Consider the following 21,318-nt stretch of genomic DNA (forward strand, 5'->3'; position numbering starts at 1 on the left):
TTATATTAGAGCTTTAACTCTAGCGTGTTAAGAATATGTTATTTAATCATGAAACCCAATAGTTAAACATAACTAATTATATCGCTCTAACTTTTTTTCTAATCTAGCGAGTTTTTTAGTTAACACGTCAACATCTTGTTTGTATTGCTTATTAATTGATTTTAGCTGTTGCTTGATGTCTTTTTCGATTAGCTTTTTGTCTTGATCAGATAATATTCTGTTAAGGCGTTGCTCTTGCTGAAATTGTGCGCGATCACGCTCACGGTCTAAAATGGCAAGCTTGTGTTTATTACTGCGTATTTCAGCCTCAAGGTTACGAACAATTTGCTGGCGCTCTAATTCGTTTAACTGCTTAACAAAGTCTTTCGGTGCTTCTATATTAGGGTCAGTTACATTGATGGTGTGTTTAGTTGCGCGGCTACCGCAAGGTTGTTGACTAAAAATAGTGCCTTTATCTGTCGTACACTTATAGTATTGAGCTGCAAACTGTTTTGTAGGGTAGATAAAAAACAGAAAACTAAATAAAAAAAGGATTACGGCTTTCATGACATCCATGTCCTCTAAATTAATAGTGTTGAGTAACTATAATTAAGCCGTCATTTTTAGCATATTAAGGGGTAAAGCGTTTTAGTTTTTTTATGCTCTGTACTAAAAATGGAATGTCGAGTCCTTGCTCAATAGCAAAACCCTGTGCGGCCGATATATTTTTAAAGTTGCCATCTGAATCTATTAGTGTGATCCGATCCTTTTTAAATGCAATAAAGACATTTTGAGAATAGTTTACACCTGTGTCGTCATGGCGTTTATACAAATTACTACCTAGCATTGTTTGTTTAGCTAAGCTTTGGCAGCCAAGATATTGACCAATGCTTGTTGCGATAATATCACTTGGCTGAATAAGTCCGTCAGTTTGGACAACTTTTTTATCTGAGCTATAAAGTCTTGAAGTTGTAACAATACCGTTGTTTTGCTGTGCTAGGCTAAATGCAAAAATGGTGGTTGCATCTTCACGAACGTTGGTTGTGTTCGACGCATTAATGAGTCTAACGGCGGCATCTGACTGAGTAATATTCACATAATCGAATTGATTAAAGCCTTCTACATGCAATGAACGTTTTTCATTAACCCATAGCGGCAATTGCTGATTAGTAATAATAGGGGCTTTATAAAAAGCAGGTAAGCCGTATAACAAACTAAATAGTGTGTCTTCTGTTTCAATAGGTTGAAGAAATAAGTCCGTTTTGCGTAAAGTCGGCTCACCGGCTACAAACTGCTCTAATGCTTGATTATCTGAAAAGACTAAAATATCTACTTTAGCGGCAGTCTCTACACTACATTGTTCAATAGGCGAAGGTGGTAAATAGCCAACGTTATGAGGGTCGAGCCTGACATCGTGCGCTTCTTTATAGCTTTCTATATCGAGTAAATCGTTTTTAGCTAATAAGCTTTTGGCTGTTGTTGGGTATGACAGCGGGAGTACATTATCTTGTTTGGTAATATCAAACTTTAAGTTAGCATCAGCCCAGATATGAATACTATGGCTGAGTGCAAAACACACTAAAATAGTGCTAGTTGCATAACGTGCGAATTTGTATTGCTTTAAACGAGCAAGATGATGCCAAGTATAATTACTCACAAGTAACTGAAACGCGAGAATAAGCAGCACAATACCGCCTGCAAGTAAGGTTGTAAGTGCAGGAGAACTGGTTAAACGATGCCATAACAATGAGACAATTTCAGGTAATGCAGATGAGTTTAAGTGATACCCTAAATTAAAATAGACATAGGCATCAAGTGTTAAAAGTGATGCCCCAACAGTGGCTATAAGTGCAGCCATACCGCGTATGTGTCGCGGGTATGGAAAGACTAAACTTAATGGAAATATCGTTAAAACAAAGGCAATAAAAGTAATAAAGCTGGTATGACTTAACCAGGTTACCAACATATATACAACCCCCATAAAGGTGGTCGGTGCGCTGTCTGCAAATAAATAACTCAGACTAATAAATAACACTAAGCCGATATTTGCGAAGGTAAACCAGTGCCCCCAGCTTAAAAGCTGACTTACTTTTGATGAGAATTGACTTTGTTGCGATAAATTCATAAATATTATTTAACCGACTGTGCTAATGCTTTTGCAAAGTTGTCGGCAACAGCTTGTCTTTTCTCTGACGGGACATGCTCTTTTAAAATATGCGTGATAGAATTTCCTAAACACATAAGACTTAAATCAACAGGCGCTTTATGCTCTGTCAGTACATCAATCAGCTGATCAACGATTTGTTCTACTTGGTCATTGGAATATTTTGATATGATAGGCATCAGTTGGTTCGATAAAAAGAGTTATATTCCCGTATTTTAACACCAGAGGCGTGAAAAACAAAGATGACAATAGATGTTAAAAAATTAGTCGTTCATTATGTAGACAAAAAGGACGACGATACAGAAATTCATTTACGCAATGATGAGATGGTTGTTAACGACAAAGTCGCTGTATTTATTGAACAGTTACACCATGCATACAATGGAAAACCGGGTAAAGGTTATTGCGCGTTTAGCGGTGATAAAAACAGTGTGGTTGCATCGGCGATGCAAAGCTATCGCAATGATGAGCTCGGCTTTTGGCATATGACCGAGCAAGCAACTAACGTACTAAAGGAAGAGCTCAATAAGTATGCCTTTAATGAAACAGGTTATTTAGTTTTTTGTCATTATCAGTATGTGGCAAGTGACTTCCTGTTAATTGCTATGATCAACATTAAAGAGCATTACTCAATTACGTCTGAGCTTGATTTAGCATCATCGCGTCACTTAGATATTTCTCGTATGCAATTGGCTGCACGTGTTGACTTAACGGCATGGGACACGCAACCAGAGGATAATCGTTATATTTCTTTCATTAAAGGTCGTGCGGGTCGCAAAGTTGCAGATTTCTTTTTAGACTTTTTAGGCTGCGAAGAGGGAATTGATCCTAAGCAACAAAGCCAAGTGATGCTAAATGCCGTAGAAGATTATTTATCAGAGCAGCAATACGACAAGTCAGAAAAAGACGAGCTACGCAAACAAGTTTTTGATTATTGTAATGACTGCGTAACGACAGGGGAAGATGCCAATGTTAAAGAGCTGTCGGCTACACTATCAAAAAATGACGATAGTCCATTTGAAAGCTTTTGCCAGGAGCAGAGCTACGACTTAGAAGAATCGTTCCCTGTAGATAAAAAGACCGTCACCAGCATGGTGAAATTTTCAGGTATGGGTGGTGGCGTAAGTGTCAGCTTTGAGCGTAAACATTTAGGTGAACGTGTGACGTACAACGAAGCAACAGATACGCTTGTGATAAAAGGCATTCCACCTAATCTTAAAGACCAGCTTCAGCGCTTTATGGAGCAAGAAGAAGGTTAGTAGCACTAGGTTTACTGTGAGTTGTTATTTCTTAGCCCAGCTGTTGCCGTAGTTGGGCTTTTTTTATCGCTTTCACTGACGACTCTTGGTTGTTTTTAAAACAGTGTTAGCTACCTAAGGCAGAATTGTAGTAATATTCTACGTAACTCACTAATTTTATGGAGAAATATATGCAATGGATTGCAGTTTTAGCAGCTATAGGCTGTAGCTTTTTGCAAGTATTTATGCTTTTTATAGCCACGCAATGTGTTTTTGCTCTGGTGGAGCTTAGATCTAAAACAGAAAATATTTATCAAAAACTATTGTCCCGTTCAATTATTTTGCTTTTTTATTCTCTATTCATATTGCCATTAATTTCATTAGGTGTGTTTTATTATCAAGTAATCAATATAACCAGTTGGTCTGAGTTATTGCCTGCGGTATGGGTCTTTGCTATGTGGTGTGGATCATTTGTACTTTTTCTAATTTTATTGGACGTTAAAAGCTATGTTGAGGACAAGAAAAGAAAATAGTATATGAATTCATGATTTTAGTAATGAATATGGTGGTAACCTTTGATTACTGGTAATCATGTTCAAGCTGTATAAGGTGCGTCGCTTTCTTTGCAATAACAGAGCGGCAAAGCATTGTCTTTACGTATAAAAGTAATATTACAGTGGAAGATCTAATAAATCACTGACGAATATATAAGGATAACAAGTGAAATCAATATGCATTTTATTGCTGGCAATTGTTACGTTTAGTTCTGTAGCTAAAACGGGTTTTGTAAAAGTGAACGGCTATAAGGTTGAATACGAAATAAAAGGCCATGGCCAACACACTCTTTTTCTTGAGGCGGGTGGTTCGGCAGGTTTATCTGATTGGGATGCGATATTTGAACAATTATCAAGCAAAGCTAAGGTGATTAGATATTCGCGTATTGGCAATGGCGGCTCCGAAAAAGTAACTAAAAACTACAGTTCTGAAGAATATGCAGATGAAGCACATACCTTACTGACAGCGCTGAATGTAAATGAACCTGTTATTTATATTGCTCACTCATATGGTGCTTATATAGCAAGGGTTTTTGCCTCACGTTATCCAGGTAAGCTCTCTGCACTGATGTTAATTGAGCCTGCGTCTGAACATGATGTTGATATTATGCGCCAGATAGATTTGCAACAAGCAGAAAAAGAGATAGCACAGGTAAAGTTAGACGATCTTGCGAATGGAATGTCAAATCAGTATTTGGATTTTTGGTCTAAGCGTCCATTACCTGATTATCCTGACATTCCTGATATACCCGTTACAGTCATTGCTTCTGTTAAAAAGTTTGCTAACCCTCCACTTTTATTTTTTACCGATAAAGGAAGGGAGCTTTGGGGGAAACTTCATTCAGAGTGGGCTGCGCAGTTTCCGCAAGGAGAAAGTGTTCTAACCAGTAATAGTTATCACTTTGTACAAAATGATGAGCCTGATATGGTGATTGCTGAAATTGAAAAGCTGATGTCACGCACTCAGTCACAGTCGTTATATCCACAATGAGAAATCGATTTGAAAAATATTAATGTCTTTTTAGTTAACTCCTTTACTGCACAGGGTAGCGGTGGGAATCCTGCAGGTGTTGTTTTAAATGCCGATGAGCTTTCTGATAGTCAGAAATTAGCAATAGCTCAAGAAGTTGGCTTTTCAGAAACGGCGTTTGTTTCACGCGATCCTGAAGCTGATTTTGCGGTATCATTTTTTACGACCACTACTGAAGTCGATTTTTGTGGTCATGCGACACTCGCTGTGTTTTCAACTTTGTTTCGACATGGCCTTGTTAAAGCAGGTAGCTATACACAGAGAACCAAAGCAGGTTTACTTGGTGTCAGCATTGATGAAAGTGGCCTAGTTACCATGGAGCAAGCATTACCGCAGTTTTTAGGCACGTTCAGATACGATGAGATAGCAAAATTAATCGGGATTGATGTGAGTGTATTATCATCAACCAAGATGCCTATTGAGGTTATATCAACAGGCTTGGCAGATATAATTGTGCCTGTCCCTTTTGGTACACTCGATAAAATTAGTTGCGATGATTCTTTAATTGCTGATTTTAGTAAAAGGCATAATGTTGTAGGCATTCACGCCTTTGAGCTTGAAAACACGCAAACCCCTATAACTGCAAGCTGCCGCAATTTTGCGCCTTTATTTGGTATTTCGGAGGAATCAGCAACAGGTAGTGCGAGTGGGGCGCTTGCCTGTTATTTAACAAAGCATGTTTTTATAAATTCGAATAATCACTTTGTATTTGAGCAAGGTCGAGCAATGGGCTGTTCTTCATTAATTACCGCGTCAGTTGAATCTAATAATAAGCAAATTAAGAAAGTGATTGTCGGTGGTACAGCCAATGAAATAGGCACTAGGCGTCTATCTGTAAGCTAATTCTTACATAAGGCCGCAAGGCCTTTAGTTTTACACAGTATTTGCATTGCCTTTGTGTATTTTCGTTAACTTACTATTGCTCTGTAGTCAGCGTTATCAACTAACTTAGTTTATAAATCCCATCTTAAAAGCTCATTGTAACTTTACCCAACATACAGTAGGTTTAATGTACCTTATTTAGGTTTTATGTGTGTTTGGATCTAGGGTTAACTTTATAACTAAAGGTGAAAACAATGATAAAAGTAAGTGTTATGTATCCTAATAGTGACAAGGCATTCTTTGACATAAATTATTATGTAAATACTCATTTTCCACTAGTCTCAGGATTATTGGGGGACGCGCTGATTGGAGTGAGTGTTGACTCTGGTTTATCGGGCGGGACTATTAATGAAAAACCTGCCTTTATCGCGATTGGACATTTGATGTTTGATTCTTTAAAAGCACTTGAGGATTCATTTAGCCCTCATGCAGAGGAGATCCTTGCAGATTTACCGAACTTTACAAACTTACAACCACAAGTTCAGATCAATAAGGTTGAAATTTAAGTTAGGCCGTTAATACACTTATTAAGTGCGTTGGTATTTATGTAACTCAGTAAAAATAAAAAAGCCGCGTTATGTTGATAACGCGGCTTCATTTATTTGCTGAAGCTTATTAGTCTACTAGCATTGTTTTTGCCATTTCAGCACTTGCTTTTCCTGCAGGCTTTATTGAACCTGCACGTAAGCCGCTGTCTGGAATAGCAACACGCTTATCATGCGACATGGCTGGTGGAGTAGGCTGTGGCTCACTATCTGCAACTGGTGCAGGTTTAGCCATTGCAGCGCTTGCTGAACCTTTCACTAAAATTGTTTTCTCATTTTTAGCAGGTTCTTCTTCAGTTTGTACTGGTTCTTCAGCTTGTACTGGTTCTTCAGTTTTTACTGGTTCTTCAGTTTTTACTGGTTCTTCAGTTTTTACTGGTTCTTCCGTTTGTACTGGTTCTTCAGTTTGTACTGGTTCTTCAGCTTCTACTGGCTCTTCAGTCTGTACTGGTTCTTCAGTTTGTACTGGTTCTTCAGCTTGTACTGGTTCTTCAGCTTGTACTGGTTCTTCAGCTTGTACTGGCTCTTCAGTTTTTACTGGTGCTTCAGCTTGTACTGGTTCTTCAGTTTGTACTGGTGCTTCAGCTTTAACTGGTGCTTCAGCTTTAACTGGTTCTTCAGCTTTCACTGGCTCTTCAGTTTGTACTGGCTCTTCAGTTTGTACTGGCTCTTCAGCTTTAACTGGCTCTTCAGCTTTAACTGGTTCTTCAGCTTTAACTGGTTCTTCAGCTTTAACTGGTTCTTCAGTTTGAGCTTGCTTTGCCTTTAGTTCAGCTTCATATTCAGCAGCAGCTTGATCTGCAACTGGGATGAATGCTGGTACATCAGTTTTCTCATCACTCGATTTTTCATCGTGCTCTGGGCGACGACGACGTTGACCAGCGGCACGTAAGTGACGCGGCGAACGACGAGAGCGAGTACGTGGTTGGGCTTGCTCTTCTTCAGTTGATGTTTCAACCACTGATTCAGCTTGCTCTGCTTGTTTAGGCTCTGTGTCAGCTTTTACAGGTTCTGCAGGTACTTGCTTTTCAGCAACAGGTTGTTCTGCCTGTTCAGTCTCAACAGCTACAGCTTCTTTTGCAGGCTTAGCTGGTTTCTCTGCTTTAGCTGCTTGCTCAACTGTTTCAGTTGTAGTGTTTACTGTATTTGATTCATCTGCGTTTTCGTCTGTTACGCGAACTTTTTTGCGCAAGTTACGACGTTGACGACGAACCTTAGGCTTTGTCTCTTTAGGTTGCTCAGATTGTTTTTCTTGAGCAGTGTCTTTTGTCGTTTGTTCTACATCGTCATTACGTTTTTCATTACGTTTTCTGTTGTTAGAATTACGACGACGTTTGTTGCGGTTCTCGTTCCCTTCTTTTTGCTCAGGCTTATTCGAAGTGTTTGTGTTTTCTTCTTTAGCTTGTGCATCATCAGGACGCTTATTACGAGAATTGCGACGACGTTGATTGTTGCTACGGCGACGGTTGTCGTTGTTGCGACGATTGTTACTACGTCTTTGCGCTGCTTTTTTCTCTTCTTGCTCTTTTTCTGCTTCAGCTTCGGCATTGCTGAATAACGATTTGAAGAACTTACCAATTGCAGCAAATAAACCACCTTCAGACTTTTTAGCCGCTGGAGCCGGTTGTTCAGCTTTTGGTGCAGCTTGAGGAGCAGGCGTTGTAGGCATAACAACACCTTTTAACACAGGTTCTTCACGAACAGGTGCAGAAGGTGATTTAGCCATTTCGAATGATTCTGGTTCAGGCGCAACGACTTGCTCGTAGCTTACGGTTTCAATTGTTTCATCTTTGCGTAAGCGAACCACTTCATAATGAGGTGTTTCTAAATGTTGATTTGGAATAATTACGACATCAACATTATGGCGCTTTTCAATACGGTGTACGCTACGGCGCTTTTCATTTAACAAATAAGCGGCAACAGCGACAGGCACTTGCGCATTAACTTGCGATGTATTGTCTTTAATCGCTTCTTCTTCAAGTAAACGAAGAATTGAAAGGGCAATTGACTCATTTGAACGAATAGTACCTTGGCCGCTACAACGAGGACATGGGCCTTGGCTTGCTTCACCTAATGATGGACGTAAGCGCTGACGTGACATTTCAAGTAGACCAAAGCGTGAGATCTTACCAATTTGTACACGAGCACGGTCTGGACGCGCTGCATCTTTTAAACGGTTTTCAACTTCACGTTGGTGACGAGGTGGAGTCATATCGATGAAATCAATAACAATAAGACCACCTAAATCACGTAAACGTAATTGACGGGCAATCTCGTCAGCCGCTTCTAAGTTTGTATTAAGCGCCGTTTCTTCGATATCACCGCCTTTTGTGGCTTTTGATGAGTTAATATCGATAGACGTTAATGCTTCTGTTGGGTCAATAACAATTGAGCCACCTGACGGTAAGCGAACTTCGCGTTGGAATGCTGATTCGATTTGGCTTTCGATTTGATAATGTGTGAATAAAGGCACATCACCTTGGTACAGTTTCACACGGCTCATGAAGTCAGGGCGGAAGCGCTCAATATGCGCTTTTGCTTCTTCAAATACGCGTGCTTTATCAATTAAAATCTCACCAATATCACGACGTAGATAGTCACGAATAGCGCGGAAAATAACGTTGCTTTCTTGATGAATTAAAAATGGAGCAGGGCCGCTGTCAGCAGCTTGTTGAATCGCTTCCCAATGAACTAACAGTGCTTTTAAATCGTACTCAAGTTCTTCAAATGATTTACCAACACCGGCTGTACGAACAATTAAGCCCATACCTTTAGGTAATTCTAAACGGCTTAGTGCTTCTTTTAATTCAGTACGCTCATCACCTTCGATGCGGCGAGAAATTCCCCCAGCACGTGGGTTGTTTGGCATCAGTACTAAGTAGCTGCCAGCAACGCTGATAAAGGTTGTTAGTGCAGCACCTTTTTGGCCGCGCTCTTCTTTATCAACTTGTACGATGACTTCTTGACCTTCTTTAATTACGTCACGAATATTCGGACGACCTTGGAAAGTATAGCCTTGTGGGAAGTAAGTACGTGCGATCTCTTTTAATGGCAGAAAACCATGTCTTTCAGCACCGTAATCAACAAAGGCTGCTTCAAGAGATGGTTCGATACGGGTAATTTTACCCTTGTAAATGTTGGCTTTTTTTTGTTCGTGACCCGGGCTTTCGATATCTAAATCATACAGGCGCTGGCCATCAACCAGTGCAACGCGCATTTCTTCTTGCTGCGTCGCATTGATTAGCATACGTTTCATATTGTTACTCTACTAATTCTGTCGCTGACATGACGATTCATCTCGTCTGTTCAGTAGCTTTTGACGGTTGTTTTTGTGCAATCTCACGACTGGTTAGGGTCAAAAACCTTTATTGTATGCATACATTGAGCGTGTCTATGGTGTGGCTGACAATAACATGCTGTCACGTTATTAAATTCTTTTTGGTGCCAAAACTGCCGTTCTTATCTACGGCTCTTTATTACGAGTTCTGTCCAGAAGTCGACCATGTTCAAATTGTGATTCAATGTCTTGCTACAATTGTAAATTCTGAACGACGTTTTTACGTCGTCACTATCAGACAATTTATCTGTTCAATTGCTTTTTTAATCATTTATCAACATTCGTGCTCAAATTATGCAGGCAATATATTACGCGCATCGCCGATAATTGAACGCTCGTGTTGGCTGGGCAGTTATAAAAGCTTTGGAAAACTTAGCGCGGATCTGTATGATCGGCAACCCAGAATATGCATCACGAATGTATTAATGTGATAAAAAGCACCGTTGTTAATTGCAAACTTACGTTGCGTTAGTGATTATCCCACTATTACAACCGCGTTAGCAACTAAATTATTTACTTAAATCAGTGATTAGGCAATGTCAGAAAAAACCGGCTTACAAGTATCATTCGTTACCATCAGTGAAGACCATTTGGGTCAACGCATTGATAACTTTCTTATTACTCACCTAAAAGGTGTGCCTAAAAGTGCAGTGTATAAAATTCTTCGTAAAGGCGAAGTACGAGTAAATAAAAAACGTATAAAACCAGTTTATAAATTACAACTTGATGATGTTGTAAGAATCCCGCCAATCAAAGTGGCTGAAAAAGAAGAGTTCGTACCTAAAAAGCTCGACAAAGTTAAACAGCTTGAAGACGCTATTTTATTTGAAGATAAGTACTTGATGGTGATTAATAAGCCTTCTGGTATGGCCGTGCATGGCGGTAGTGGCCTAAGTTATGGCTTAATTGAGGCACTGCGTGTACTTCGTCCAGAAGAGCGTAACTTAGAACTTGTTCATCGCTTGGACCGCGACACTTCAGGGTGTTTGCTGATTTCTAAAAGACGTTCAGTACTGACCGATTTACACAAGCAGTTACGTGAAAAAACCATGGAAAAGAACTATTGGGCATTGGTGGATGGCCAGTGGGATGCAAAAACTAAAAATGTCACCGAGGGTCTTCGTAAAAACACCTTGAAGTCTGGTGAGCGTGTTGTCCGTGTTGATAACACTGAAGGTAAACCATCGCATACTCGTTTTCGTGTGCTTGAGCGTTATGCAGAGTGTTCATTAGTGCAAGCGTCTCCGGTAACTGGCCGTACTCACCAAATTCGTGTGCATACACAATGTAAGGGGCATCCTATTGCTTGTGATGATAAATACGGTGTCGCAGAGTTTGACCAATACGTGAATAAGCTGACTGGTTTAAATCGTTTGTTTTTACATGCCCATGATTTACGCTTTATGCACCCTAAAAACGAAACAACGATGCATGTTGAAGCACCATTAGACAAAGCGTTAAGTAACTGTATTAAAAAACTACGTGCTGATAATGAACAAATTTAAGCTGGTTATTTTTGATTGGGATGGCACGGTGATGGATTCTGTGCCGAAAATTGTTACGTGTTTGCAAAATACTGCCAAACAGCTTGGTATTGATATACCAACAGAGAAGCAAGCAAAAGATGTGATTGGCTTATCGCTAACCAAAGCGACTGAAGCACTTTTTCCGGCGCATTTACATTTAAATGATGAGCTAGTCGCAGGCTATAAAGCCCAATACCGTGAGTTAGATGTCACACCTACACCGTTATTCGCTGATGTAGAAACGGTATTAAATCAGCTAAGCGACGCAGGTATGCAATTGGCAGTGGCTACCGGTAAAGGGCGTGAAGGTATAGACAGGTTACTTAAAGAATCAGGCCTTGGTAAGTACTTTGTTAATGTAAAGTGCTCTGACGATGCTAAGTCGAAGCCATCACCAGATATGCTTGAGCAAATTTTACGCGAGCAAGACATAGCTAAGCGCGACGCTGTGATGATTGGTGACAGTCAACTGGATATGGCAATGGCCAATGCTGCGGGTATTGCCTGTATTGGTGTCAGTTTTGGTGCCCATAGTAAGGCGCAGTTAGAACAACATACGCCGTTATGTGTTGTTGATTCATACCAACAATTACTGCAAGTTTTAACTACGCCTCTTGAAGCATCAGCACATCAACATCAAATTCAGCCAGCAGTTTAGTTAAAGTGATCAGTGGCAGACCTATCAGTGTATTTGGGTCATCGCCACTGAGCTTTTCAAATAAGCAAATACCTAACCCTTCACTTTTAAAGCTGCCGGCGCAATTATAAGGCTGCTCAGCATCGCAATAAGCATTTATTTGCGCAAGTGTTAGTGTTTTGAATGTCACTTCAAAAGGCACCACAGTAGTGATAGCTTTATTGCTTTTGACATCAAAAACACTCAAACCTGTTAAGAATGTCACCGTATGACCACTGAATGAGGATAACTGTGCAACTGCATTATCTTTAGTGTGGGGCTTTCCTAAAATCGCATTGTTAAATACTGCAACCTGATCAGAGCCTATTACTAAACCTTCATCAAAATGCTGTGTTGCTACACGCGCTTTTTGTTCACTTAAACGCTTTACTAGTTGCTCAGGTGTTTCACCCGCGATAGGGGATTCATCAATTTCTGGAGAGAAACTTTGAAAAGGTAAGTTGAACTTAGTTAATAATTGCTGTCTAAATGGTGAGCTTGAGGCTAATATAAGTGTTGGTTTCATAAAAAATTCTGGATGAAAATTGTATTTCGCCAAGGATAAGCCACAATGAACCCGAAAACAAAGCGGAAGATCGTTAAAAACCGACTAAAAATGGTTTTTTACTTTGACTAACTTACTAACTATCTATATGATGCAGCCCCTATGCAAAAGGTGAAAATTCCCATCACTCTTCATCCCAGCAAAGCAGCACAACATCGTTTATCTTATGACGGTATTGTTCCGCTTGAAAAACTTTCTCGTTTAGAGCAAGTTGTGCAGGAGGAAGCAGGTGAAATAGCGGTAAAGATTCATTGCAAAATTGATGAGCAAGGTTTGGTAGTGATAAGTGGTAACTTATCAACACATGTAACTGTTACTTGTCAACGCTGTAATGGTGATTTAGGGTTGGATTTGGATCAAGACTTTGTGTATTCGCCAGTCGGTTTGGATGCAGAGTCAGATCATCTTCCTGCAGGTTACGATGAAGTAGAACTGGACGAAAACGGTGAAATCAACGTGTTTGAGTTAATCGAAGACGAATTGATTTTAGCTATTCCAATAGTGCCTACACACAACGAAGCCTCGTGCAGTTATTCATCAGAGCCTTCAAGCTTTGGTAAATTAGCAGCAGAAGATGACAAACCAAATCCATTTGATATTTTGAAACAACTTAAGAAAGATTCTTAGGAGAAGACTAATGGCTGTACAAAAAAGCAAAAAGTCTCGTGCAAGACGCGGCATGCGCCGTTCACACGATGCGATCAATGGTCCAACTTTAACTGTAGATCAAGTTTCTGGTGAGACTCATCGTCGTCACCACGTAACTGCTGACGGTTACTACAAAGGCGTTAAAGTAATTTCTAACTAAGAGATTGCTATATGCTGACCAATCTAACCATAGCGTTAGATATGATGGGGGGCGATTATGGCCCCCGTTCATCTATCCCCGCTGCCGTTAACGCGGTAAATGCTAATACCAACTTAAGACTCATCTTATGTGGTAATCAGCAAGTTATTTTAAAAGAACTCGAAGCACTCGATTCGTTATCTCATCCTCGTTTAATTATTCGCCATTGTAGCGAAGTTGTCACAAATGCGTGTGAGCCTGCTTCAGCGGTTCGTTCTAAAAAAGATTCATCAATGCGAGTTGCCCTCGATTTAGTTAAATCGGGTGAAGCGCAAGCCTGTGTAAGCTCCGGTAATACGGGCGCGTTGTTTTTTATGGCGCATTACGTATTAAAAATGCTGCCAGGTGTAAAACGTCCTGCCCTTATTTCTGCTGTTCCAACTGAACGGAAAACACCTGTTTACTTACTTGATTTAGGGGCGAATGTGCATTGTGATGCGCAAACACTTTATCAATTTGGCATTATGGGTTCTGTGGTAGCAGGGCAGGCCCTTGATTGCGAAAACCCAAGAGTCAGTTTATTAAATATTGGCTCTGAAGACATCAAAGGGCATGAAGGAATAAAACAAGCTGCACAATTAATGCAGCAGTGTAAATATCTCAACTATACAGGGTATAGCGAAGGCAGTGATATTTTCAGTGGCAAAGCCGATGTAATTGTGTGCGAAGGATTTGTAGGTAATGTGGCACTTAAAACCTGTGAAGGTATTGCCAAGCTTATTATGCATAAACTCACCAAAGCCTTACACAAACATTTCTTATACAAAAGTTTGGCTTTTTTACTGCGCCCAGTAATAAAAAAGCTCTACAAACGGGTGAACCCCGACCAGTATAACGGCGCAAGTCTGGTAGGATTGCGCGGTATCGTTGTTAAAAGCCATGGTAATGCCTCTGCGAAGGCGTTTCATGCTGCTATTGATGAAGCCGCGCGGGAAGTCGAACGCCAACTCCCTGAAAAAATCGCTGCGATTTTTGAGCAAACACATCCAACAACAAAGTAGTGCAGCATAGTTAAAACTTGTTATGCTGCCTGCTACAGAATATTTTTTTGTTTAATTATAAGAGCAAAGTATGGCACATAAAATTGCACTCGTATTCCCAGGTCAAGGCTCACAAACTGTGGGTATGTTATCTGAACTATTAGCTGATTCACAAATTGCTAAAGCAACATTTGCTGAAGCATCTGAGGCTCTTGGCTATGATCTCGCTGCGCTTGTACTAAATGGTCCAGAAGAAGAATTAAATCAAACCCATCGTACACAACCAGCACTTTTAACTGCTAGTGTTGCTATTTACCGTCAATGGTTAGATGCAAACCCTGATGCTGAGGTTGTTATGGCTGGTCACAGCTTAGGCGAGTATTCAGCATTAGTTTGTGCTGGCGTTGTAAGCTTAAGCGAAGCCGTTAAACTCGTTGAAAATCGTGGTTTATACATGCAAGAAGCAGTACCTGCGGGTGTTGGTTCTATGGCTGCAATCATCGGCTTAGGTGACGACGAAATTAAAGCAGCGTGTGAAGCATCAGCAAATGGTGAAGTTGTTTCACCAGTTAACTACAACTCACCAGGTCAGGTTGTTATTGCAGGGCATAAAGCCGCGATTGAACGTGCATCAGAAGCATGTAAAGAAGCAGGTGCTAAACGCTCTTTACCACTGGCAGTAAGTGTACCTTCTCACTGTGAACTAATGAAACCAGCCGCTGAGAAATTAGCTGCTGATTTAGCTGCTTTAACATTTAATACACCTAAGTGTGATGTAATCAACAACGTTGATGTAAAAGCTGCGCAGTCAAGCGAGGCAATTAAAGATGCATTAGTACGTCAACTTTACAGCCCAGTACGCTGGACTGAGACAGTACAGGCATTAGTTGCACAAGGCATTACACAAAGTTACGAGTTTGGCCCAGGTAAAGTACTTACGGGTCTTGCGAAACGAATTGATAAAGCAATGGTATGCGCTGCGGTTAATACGCAAGCTGCTATTGATGAAGCGAAATAAGTAGGAATAGAATGACAAATTTATTTTCTCTTGAGGGCAAAGTTGTCCTAATCACTGGGGCAAGCCGTGGTATTGGTAAAGCGATTGCAGAGACGTTAGTTGCACAAGGTGCAAAAGTAGCCGGTACTGCAACAAGCGAATCAGGTGCTGCTAAAATCACTGAATACCTAGGTGACAACGGTAAAGGTTATGCCCTTAACGTTACAGAACCTGAGTCGATTGAGGCAACACTTGCTGCTATAAAGGCTGATTTAGGTGATATCGACGTATTAGTTAACAATGCTGGTATCACTCGCGATAACTTGTTAATGCGTATGAAAGACGGTGAGTGGGATGACATCATCGATACTAACCTAAGCTCAATTTTCCGTTTATCTAAGGCTGTTTTACGCCCTATGATGAAAAAGAAAAACGGCCGTATCATTAATATCGGTTCTGTCGTGGGCACGATGGGTAATGCGGGTCAAGCTAACTATGCTGCAGCGAAAGCGGGTGTAATTGGTTTTACTAAGTCATTAGCGCGAGAAGTTGCATCACGTGGTATTACAGTAAACGTTGTTGCACCAGGTTTTATTCAAACCGATATGACTGACGAGCTGACTGAAGAGCAAAAAGCAGCTACGCTTGCAAATGTACCTGCAGGTCGCCTTGGTCAACCTGACGAAATAGCAGCAGCAGTGTGTTATTTAGCGTCAGATGCAGCGGCGTATGTATCAGGTGAAACATTGCATGTAAATGGTGCGATGTATATGGTTTAATGAAAGTTAGCTTGAAAAAGCTAACAAAAGTTTATCGAAAAATATTGAATTTTTTGTGATCTTGCTTTAAACATACTTGAATTCGCTGTGAAAATAAGCGATAAATGAACAAATACCAATCAAGAGGTTTGACCAGATAAGTTATTATCAGCAAATCCTTGAATCACAGAATTATGCGGCGTAAACTACGCCGCAATCTGAAAATAACGCATTGGCGTTTTTAATAAAGGAAAGAAGAATGAGCGACATCCAAGAACGCGTAAAGAAAATTATCATTGAGCAACTAGGTGTTAAAGAAGAAGAAGTAAAACATGAAGCTTCTTTCGTAGATGACTTAGGTGCTGATTCACTTGATACTGTAGAACTAGTAATGGCTCTTGAAGAAGAGTTCGACACTGAGATCCCAGACGAAGAAGCTGAAAAGATCACTACAGTTCAAGCTGCAATCGATTACGTTACAGCTCACGCTGAGTAATTTTACGCATTTTGATTTTAAGGGCAGCATTACGCTGCCCTTAGTCTATCTGAAGAATGATACTAATAAATTTGGTATACACCCCACCTAAAATAATTTCCTTATTGGAGGCAACCCGTGGCTAAACGTCGAGTCGTCGTAACTGGCTTAGGAATGTTGACACCGCTAGGTAATGATGTTGAATCTACTTGGCAAGGTTTGTTAAACGGTAAAAGTGGTATTCAAACTATCACGCATTTCGATACCTCAAGTTTCGGCACCAAATTCGCAGGTTTGCTGAATGACTTTGATGCATCAGCTTACATGTCACCGAAAGATGCAAAGAAAATGGATTTGTTTATCCAATATGGCATTGCAGCGGGTGTACAAGCACTACAAGATTCTGGTCTAGAGATCACTGAAGAAAACGCCACTCGTGTTGGTGTAGCAGTGGGTTCTGGTATCGGTGGTTTAACTTTAATTGAAGAAAACCACATTAAACTATTAAACAGCGGTCCGCGTAAGCTTTCTCCGTTTTATGTGCCTTCGACCATTATCAATATGATCTCTGGTCATTTATCGATTATGCACGGTTTACGTGGTCCAAATATTTCAATCGTTACAGCTTGTACCACAGGCCTGCATAACATTGGTCATGCTGCGCGTATGATTGCATACGGCGATGCAGATGCAATGGTAGCCGGTGGTGCTGAAAAAGCATCGACACCAATTGGTATGGGTGGCTTTAATGCTGCACGTGCATTATCAACTCGTAACGACGATCCACAAGCAGCATCACGCCCTTGGGATAAAGACCGTGACGGTTTTGTGCTTGCTGATGGTGCAGGTGTAATCGTACTGGAAGAATATGAGCATGCTAAAGCACGTGGCGCGAAAATCTACGCTGAACTGGTCGGTTTTGGTATGAGTGGTGATGCATATCACATGACGTCTCCACCAGAGGACGGTGCTGGCGCAGCCCTTGCGATGGAAAATGCACTAAACGATGCAAAAGTTAATGCAGACCAAGTTGGCTACATTAATGCTCACGGTACATCGACTAATGCAGGCGATAAAGCCGAAACATCAGCCGTTAAAACTATTTTTGGTGATGCAGCGAAAGATGTGATGGTAAGTTCATCTAAATCAATGATGGGTCACTTGTTAGGTGCGGCAGGCTCGGTAGAGTCGATCATTACTATCTTGTCACTGGTTGATCAGAAAGTAAGCCCGACTATCAATCTTGATAACCCTGATGAAGGCTGTGATTTAGATTATGTACCGCACACTGCACGTGACGCTAAATTGGATTACGCACTATGTAATTCATTTGGTTTTGGCGGTACTAATGGCTCGTTGCTGTTTAAAAAGGTATAATTCTTTTTAACAACGGACTAAAAAGAAGAGCCCAGTTGTTTAACTGGGCTTTTTTGTATGAGCAAATTAAAACAAACAATAAAAATAACCAATTCAGACTCCACAATAAGCACCCAAGATCGTGGTTTAAATTATGGTGATGGCTTTTTTACAACAGCTTCTATTGTTGATGCTTGCATTGAGCATTGGGACTTACATAAAGCGCGTTTAGTTGAATGCGCTGAGCGATTATTTTTCCCTGAATTAGATTTAAACGAAATAGAGCAAGTAGTTAACAAAGCGATTTGCGATACACTCAGTGGCATATTAAAAGTTGTCGTGACCCGTGGCGCAGGTGGACGGGGTTATGGTTTACCAGACGAGCCAACTATCCAAGTGCTGATCAGCGTATTACCTCAGGTCCCACATTATAAAAATTGGCAAGAGCAGGGTGTAAGCCTAGCAATCAGTGATATCAGGCTTTCACATCAACCTTTACTTGCTGGACTAAAAACCTTGAATCGCTTAGAGCAGGTGCTTATCAAACATCAAATGTACTCTATCGAGTGTGATGACGTTATAGTACTTGATTATGATGACAATGTGATTGAGTGCTCTGCAGCAAATCTATTTGCGATTAAAGACGGTCAAATCGTTTCCCCCAAGTTAGACTGCTGTGGCATCACAGGGGTTTATCTAAGCGCTTTATGTGATAAGTTAGCCATTAAGTTTAAAGCAATCCAAGTTGATGAGTTTTTAGCGATGGATGCAGTGTTTATGTGTAACAGTTTAATGGGCGTGGTTCCTGTAGCAAACATTGCTGATACACAGTTTGATATTACGCGCAGTAAAGCATTATTAAAGGCGCAAGTTGCCAAGGAGAGTCAGTGATTAAAGTCATTGTTAGCGTGCTATTATTAGCATTGCTATGTTGTGGTATTGGTTATCAACAACTTCAATCAGCATTGAAAATGCCGTTAAAAGTTGAAAACAATACTTTATTCAAAGTAGAGCGTGGCACTGGCTTTAATCAGCTTTGCCAAGCATGGCAAACAAATCACTGGGTTGATAGCTGCTTTAAGTTTCAGGTACTCGCTAAATTAGATCCTACGCTTACTGATTTAAAAGCAGGTCTTTATGAACTGGATACAAACACTGTTATTGATAATATTCGTCGCATCAATCAAGGTGCACAAGTAAGCTTTAGCTTCACCATTATTGAAGGTCAGCCACTTCGTGACGTCGTTGCTAATATTCAAAAGCAAGCCTATTTAACCCAAGATTTAGATACAGGAAATTTAGCGACGCAGATAAGTAACACACAAAAAAATTTAGAAGGCTGGTTATTCCCTGACACCTATCATTACCATAGTGAAGATAGCGCCAGCGGCTTATTAAAACGTGCATATAGTAAAATGCAGCAAGAATTAGATACAGTGTGGCAAAATAGAGCGCAAGATTTAGTATTAAATTCGCCCTATGAAGCGTTGATCCTTGCCTCTATTATTGAAAAAGAAACAGGCCTTGCAAGCGAGCGACCCATGATTTCAGCGGTGTTTACTAATCGCTTGAAAAGCAATATGCGACTGCAAACTGATCCAACCGTGATTTATGGTATAGGTGCTAATTTCGACGGAGATATTAAGCGCAAAGATCTAACCACTTACACGCCGTATAATACATACAAAATTAAAGGACTACCGCCAACACCGATTGCAATGCCATCTCGAGCAGCTTTGCTTGCAGCGGTCAACCCGCCTGAGTCTGAGTATGTATATTTTGTATCGAAAGGGGATGGTAGCCATCAATTTTCGAAGACATTACAAGAGCATAACCGTGCTGTGCAGCAGTACCAGTTGAACAAATAACCAGAATAGAGTCATATGACAGCGAAATTTATAGTGATTGAAGGCCTAGAAGGTGCTGGAAAATCAACGGCAATAGCCGTATGCCAAGCTTATTTAGAGAACAAACAAGTCGATTTTATGAATGTGCGTGAGCCTGGTGGCACACCAATGGCTGAAGAACTTCGCAATATTGTTAAGCAAGATCACACAGAACAAGTAACGGGTGAAACTGAGTTATTGATTATGTACGCTGCACGTTCTCAGTTAGTTGAAAATGTGATTAATCCTGCCCTTGAGAAAGGCACATGGGTTTTAGGCGATCGCCATGATCTTTCATCACAAGCCTACCAAGGCGGTGGTCGTGGCATTGAGCAAACTAAGTTATCATTTTTAGCTGATATGGTATTAAAAGGGTTAAAACCAGATTTGACCATTTATTTAGATATTGACCCTGTTGTCGGTCTTGCTCGTGCCAAAGGCCGTGGTGAACTTGACCGTATTGAACAAGAGGCGCTAGGTTTTTTTGAACGCACTCGCGCACGCTACCTTGAAATTGCTAAAACTGACAGTACTATTAAAACAGTGGATGCAAACCAAACAATGCCCGAAGTGCATGCGGCAATAATTACTGTGCTTGACAACTTTTTTGCTGGATTAAACTAATATGCCTTTGCCATGGCTTGAAAGTCTTTATCAGCAATTAGCCCATAGCTTTTCGCAGCAGCGTTTTCATCATGCACAGCTGTTTAATGGTGATAAAGGGGTGGGTAAACAACACTTAGTCGATTCACTCGCCGATGGTCTGCTATGTGCTTCACCTGTGCAATTAAGAGCGTGTGGTCATTGTAAAAGTTGTCAGCTTAATCAAGCAGGAACGCATCCAGATAAGCGAATTGTGAGAGTTGATGGACAAACAATTGGTGTTGATGAAATTCGCGATATCACTCACTTTATTAATCATTCCGCGGCACAAAATGGCAACAAAGTAGTTGTTCTTGAACAATGTCATAAAATGACCACTGCGGCAGCGAATGCCTTATTAAAAACACTTGAAGAGCCAAGCTTAAACCGTTATTTACTTTTAACCTGTGAGCAAACAGCTTTATTGCCCGCGACTATTCTAAGTCGCTGCGCTGTGCATGAAGTCAAAGTTGATAGTTCAATTACGACACAATGGTTAGCCTCTTTAAGTATTCCTAATTATTCTTGGTTAGCATTATTTGCTAGTCAACCGCTTTTAGTGGAGCAGTGGCATAAAGAGCATCAGTTAGAGTCTGTTGACTTACTTTATAAATTTGCAACTGAGATAAAAGACAGCCATAATTTCAGCACGTTAGTCGATATATTAAATAAAGATCATAGTCTTATTAATGTATTTGCTCTGTTTTTAACTGAACACCTTAAAACGCAATTAGTATTAGGTATGGACTTTTTTAGCTATCAAAAAGCACAAACTGCACTTTCTGAGTTTCTTTACAATAGTTCTCATGTGCTTGGCTTAAATATGTCACTTGCCATTTCACAATTAGCGTTGACTTTACGTGAGAGCCAAAATTAGGACA

At 40.5% G+C, this 21,318-nt stretch carries 23 protein-coding genes; 18 read left to right on the forward strand and 5 right to left on the reverse strand.

The window, feature by feature from the left end; genetic code table 11:
• Positions 1-72: 72 nt before the first annotated feature.
• The 3 genes from NYF15_RS14720 to NYF15_RS14730 all read right to left on the reverse strand — a co-directional run bounded on the left by NYF15_RS14720 (position 73) and on the right by NYF15_RS14730 (position 2,322).
• Complete coding sequence (locus NYF15_RS14720) at positions 73-546, reverse strand: DUF4124 domain-containing protein (RefSeq protein ID WP_371353954.1); 474 nt, start codon at positions 544-546, stop codon at positions 73-75.
• 64 nt (positions 547-610) lie between these two features.
• Positions 611-2,104 carry a DUF3413 domain-containing protein gene (locus NYF15_RS14725; protein ID WP_130150032.1) on the reverse strand — a complete coding sequence of 498 codons (1,494 nt, stop codon included), beginning with the start codon at positions 2,102-2,104 and terminating at the stop codon, positions 611-613.
• A 5-nt stretch (positions 2,105-2,109) separates the two neighbouring features.
• Positions 2,110-2,322: a DUF1414 domain-containing protein gene (locus NYF15_RS14730; protein ID WP_054554702.1), complete on the reverse strand. Its 213-nt coding sequence runs from the start codon at positions 2,320-2,322 to the stop codon at positions 2,110-2,112.
• A 63-nt stretch (positions 2,323-2,385) separates the two neighbouring features.
• On the opposite strand from NYF15_RS14730, the gene yejK reads away from it, so the two are divergent.
• The 5 genes from yejK (at position 2,386) to NYF15_RS14755 (ending at position 6,353) form a co-directional block, all read left to right on the forward strand.
• The gene (yejK, locus tag NYF15_RS14735) at positions 2,386-3,402 is read left to right on the forward strand and encodes a nucleoid-associated protein YejK (protein ID WP_130150031.1); all 1,017 of its coding nucleotides are present in this window, start codon (positions 2,386-2,388) and stop codon (positions 3,400-3,402) included.
• A gap of 170 nt (positions 3,403-3,572) precedes the next feature.
• Entirely contained in the window at positions 3,573-3,914 is a 342-nt protein-coding gene (locus NYF15_RS14740) for a hypothetical protein (protein WP_371353955.1), read from the forward strand.
• Between the two features lie 187 nt (positions 3,915-4,101).
• Positions 4,102-4,926, forward strand: coding sequence for an alpha/beta fold hydrolase (locus NYF15_RS14745; RefSeq protein WP_371353956.1), 825 nt, complete (start codon positions 4,102-4,104; stop codon positions 4,924-4,926).
• 9 nt (positions 4,927-4,935) lie between these two features.
• Positions 4,936-5,808 (forward strand): PhzF family phenazine biosynthesis protein, encoded by an 873-nt coding sequence (locus NYF15_RS14750; RefSeq protein WP_371353957.1) that lies wholly within the window; start codon positions 4,936-4,938, stop codon positions 5,806-5,808.
• Positions 5,809-6,041: 233 nt separating this feature from the next.
• Positions 6,042-6,353 (forward strand): EthD family reductase, encoded by a 312-nt coding sequence (locus NYF15_RS14755; RefSeq protein ID WP_371353958.1) that lies wholly within the window; start codon positions 6,042-6,044, stop codon positions 6,351-6,353.
• A gap of 109 nt (positions 6,354-6,462) precedes the next feature.
• Here the strand turns inward: NYF15_RS14755 and rne are convergent, their stop codons facing one another.
• Positions 6,463-9,648: a ribonuclease E gene (rne, locus tag NYF15_RS14760; protein ID WP_371353959.1), complete on the reverse strand. Its 3,186-nt coding sequence runs from the start codon at positions 9,646-9,648 to the stop codon at positions 6,463-6,465.
• Positions 9,649-10,265: 617 nt separating this feature from the next.
• Here rne and rluC point away from each other — a divergent pair.
• A complete protein-coding gene (rluC, locus tag NYF15_RS14765) occupies positions 10,266-11,234 on the forward strand; it encodes a 23S rRNA pseudouridine(955/2504/2580) synthase RluC (protein ID WP_130150025.1) in 969 nt (322 codons plus the stop codon).
• Positions 11,221-11,913 carry an HAD family hydrolase gene (locus NYF15_RS14770; protein ID WP_371353960.1) on the forward strand — a complete coding sequence of 231 codons (693 nt, stop codon included), beginning with the start codon at positions 11,221-11,223 and terminating at the stop codon, positions 11,911-11,913. The genes rluC and NYF15_RS14770 overlap by 14 nt, the downstream gene beginning before the upstream one ends.
• Here the strand turns inward: NYF15_RS14770 and NYF15_RS14775 are convergent.
• On the reverse strand, positions 11,861-12,457 hold the full coding sequence (locus tag NYF15_RS14775; protein ID WP_237118451.1) for a nucleoside triphosphate pyrophosphatase: 597 nt from the start codon (positions 12,455-12,457) through the stop codon (positions 11,861-11,863). The genes NYF15_RS14770 and NYF15_RS14775 overlap by 53 nt on opposite strands.
• 141 nt (positions 12,458-12,598) lie before the next feature.
• Here NYF15_RS14775 and yceD point away from each other — a divergent pair, with 141 nt between their 5' ends.
• The 11 genes from yceD (at position 12,599) to NYF15_RS14830 (ending at position 21,314) form a co-directional block, all read left to right on the forward strand.
• The gene (gene yceD, locus NYF15_RS14780) at positions 12,599-13,123 is read left to right on the forward strand and encodes a 23S rRNA accumulation protein YceD (RefSeq protein WP_130150022.1); all 525 of its coding nucleotides are present in this window, start codon (positions 12,599-12,601) and stop codon (positions 13,121-13,123) included.
• Positions 13,124-13,133: 10 nt separating this feature from the next.
• Positions 13,134-13,304, forward strand: a complete 171-nt coding sequence (rpmF, locus tag NYF15_RS14785) for a 50S ribosomal protein L32 (protein WP_062569235.1) — start codon at positions 13,134-13,136, stop codon at positions 13,302-13,304.
• A gap of 11 nt (positions 13,305-13,315) precedes the next feature.
• Positions 13,316-14,344 carry a phosphate acyltransferase PlsX gene (gene plsX / locus NYF15_RS14790; protein WP_130150021.1) on the forward strand — a complete coding sequence of 343 codons (1,029 nt, stop codon included), beginning with the start codon at positions 13,316-13,318 and terminating at the stop codon, positions 14,342-14,344.
• A 70-nt stretch (positions 14,345-14,414) separates the two neighbouring features.
• Entirely contained in the window at positions 14,415-15,341 is a 927-nt protein-coding gene (gene fabD, locus NYF15_RS14795; protein ID WP_371353961.1) for an ACP S-malonyltransferase, read from the forward strand.
• A gap of 11 nt (positions 15,342-15,352) precedes the next feature.
• A complete protein-coding gene (gene fabG, locus NYF15_RS14800) occupies positions 15,353-16,099 on the forward strand; it encodes a 3-oxoacyl-ACP reductase FabG (RefSeq protein WP_371353962.1) in 747 nt (248 codons plus the stop codon).
• A 238-nt stretch (positions 16,100-16,337) separates the two neighbouring features.
• Positions 16,338-16,574, forward strand: coding sequence for an acyl carrier protein (gene acpP / locus NYF15_RS14805; protein ID WP_016707440.1), 237 nt, complete (start codon positions 16,338-16,340; stop codon positions 16,572-16,574).
• Positions 16,575-16,691: 117 nt separating this feature from the next.
• Positions 16,692-17,930 (forward strand): beta-ketoacyl-ACP synthase II, encoded by a 1,239-nt coding sequence (gene fabF, locus NYF15_RS14810; RefSeq protein ID WP_130150018.1) that lies wholly within the window; start codon positions 16,692-16,694, stop codon positions 17,928-17,930.
• 57 nt (positions 17,931-17,987) lie between these two features.
• Positions 17,988-18,800: an aminodeoxychorismate lyase gene (gene pabC / locus NYF15_RS14815; RefSeq protein WP_371353963.1), complete on the forward strand. Its 813-nt coding sequence runs from the start codon at positions 17,988-17,990 to the stop codon at positions 18,798-18,800.
• Positions 18,797-19,777 carry an endolytic transglycosylase MltG gene (gene mltG / locus NYF15_RS14820; protein WP_371353964.1) on the forward strand — a complete coding sequence of 327 codons (981 nt, stop codon included), beginning with the start codon at positions 18,797-18,799 and terminating at the stop codon, positions 19,775-19,777. The genes pabC and mltG overlap by 4 nt, the downstream gene beginning before the upstream one ends.
• A gap of 15 nt (positions 19,778-19,792) precedes the next feature.
• Complete coding sequence (gene tmk, locus NYF15_RS14825) at positions 19,793-20,419, forward strand: dTMP kinase (protein ID WP_130150015.1); 627 nt, start codon at positions 19,793-19,795, stop codon at positions 20,417-20,419.
• Position 20,420: 1 nt separating this feature from the next.
• Positions 20,421-21,314 (forward strand): DNA polymerase III subunit, encoded by an 894-nt coding sequence (locus NYF15_RS14830; RefSeq protein WP_237118459.1) that lies wholly within the window; start codon positions 20,421-20,423, stop codon positions 21,312-21,314.
• The last annotated feature ends 4 nt before the right edge of the window (positions 21,315-21,318 follow it).

Source organism: Pseudoalteromonas sp. 68 DY56-GL68 (genome assembly GCF_041414825.1).
In the GTDB taxonomy this organism is placed as follows: domain Bacteria; phylum Pseudomonadota; class Gammaproteobacteria; order Enterobacterales; family Alteromonadaceae; genus Pseudoalteromonas.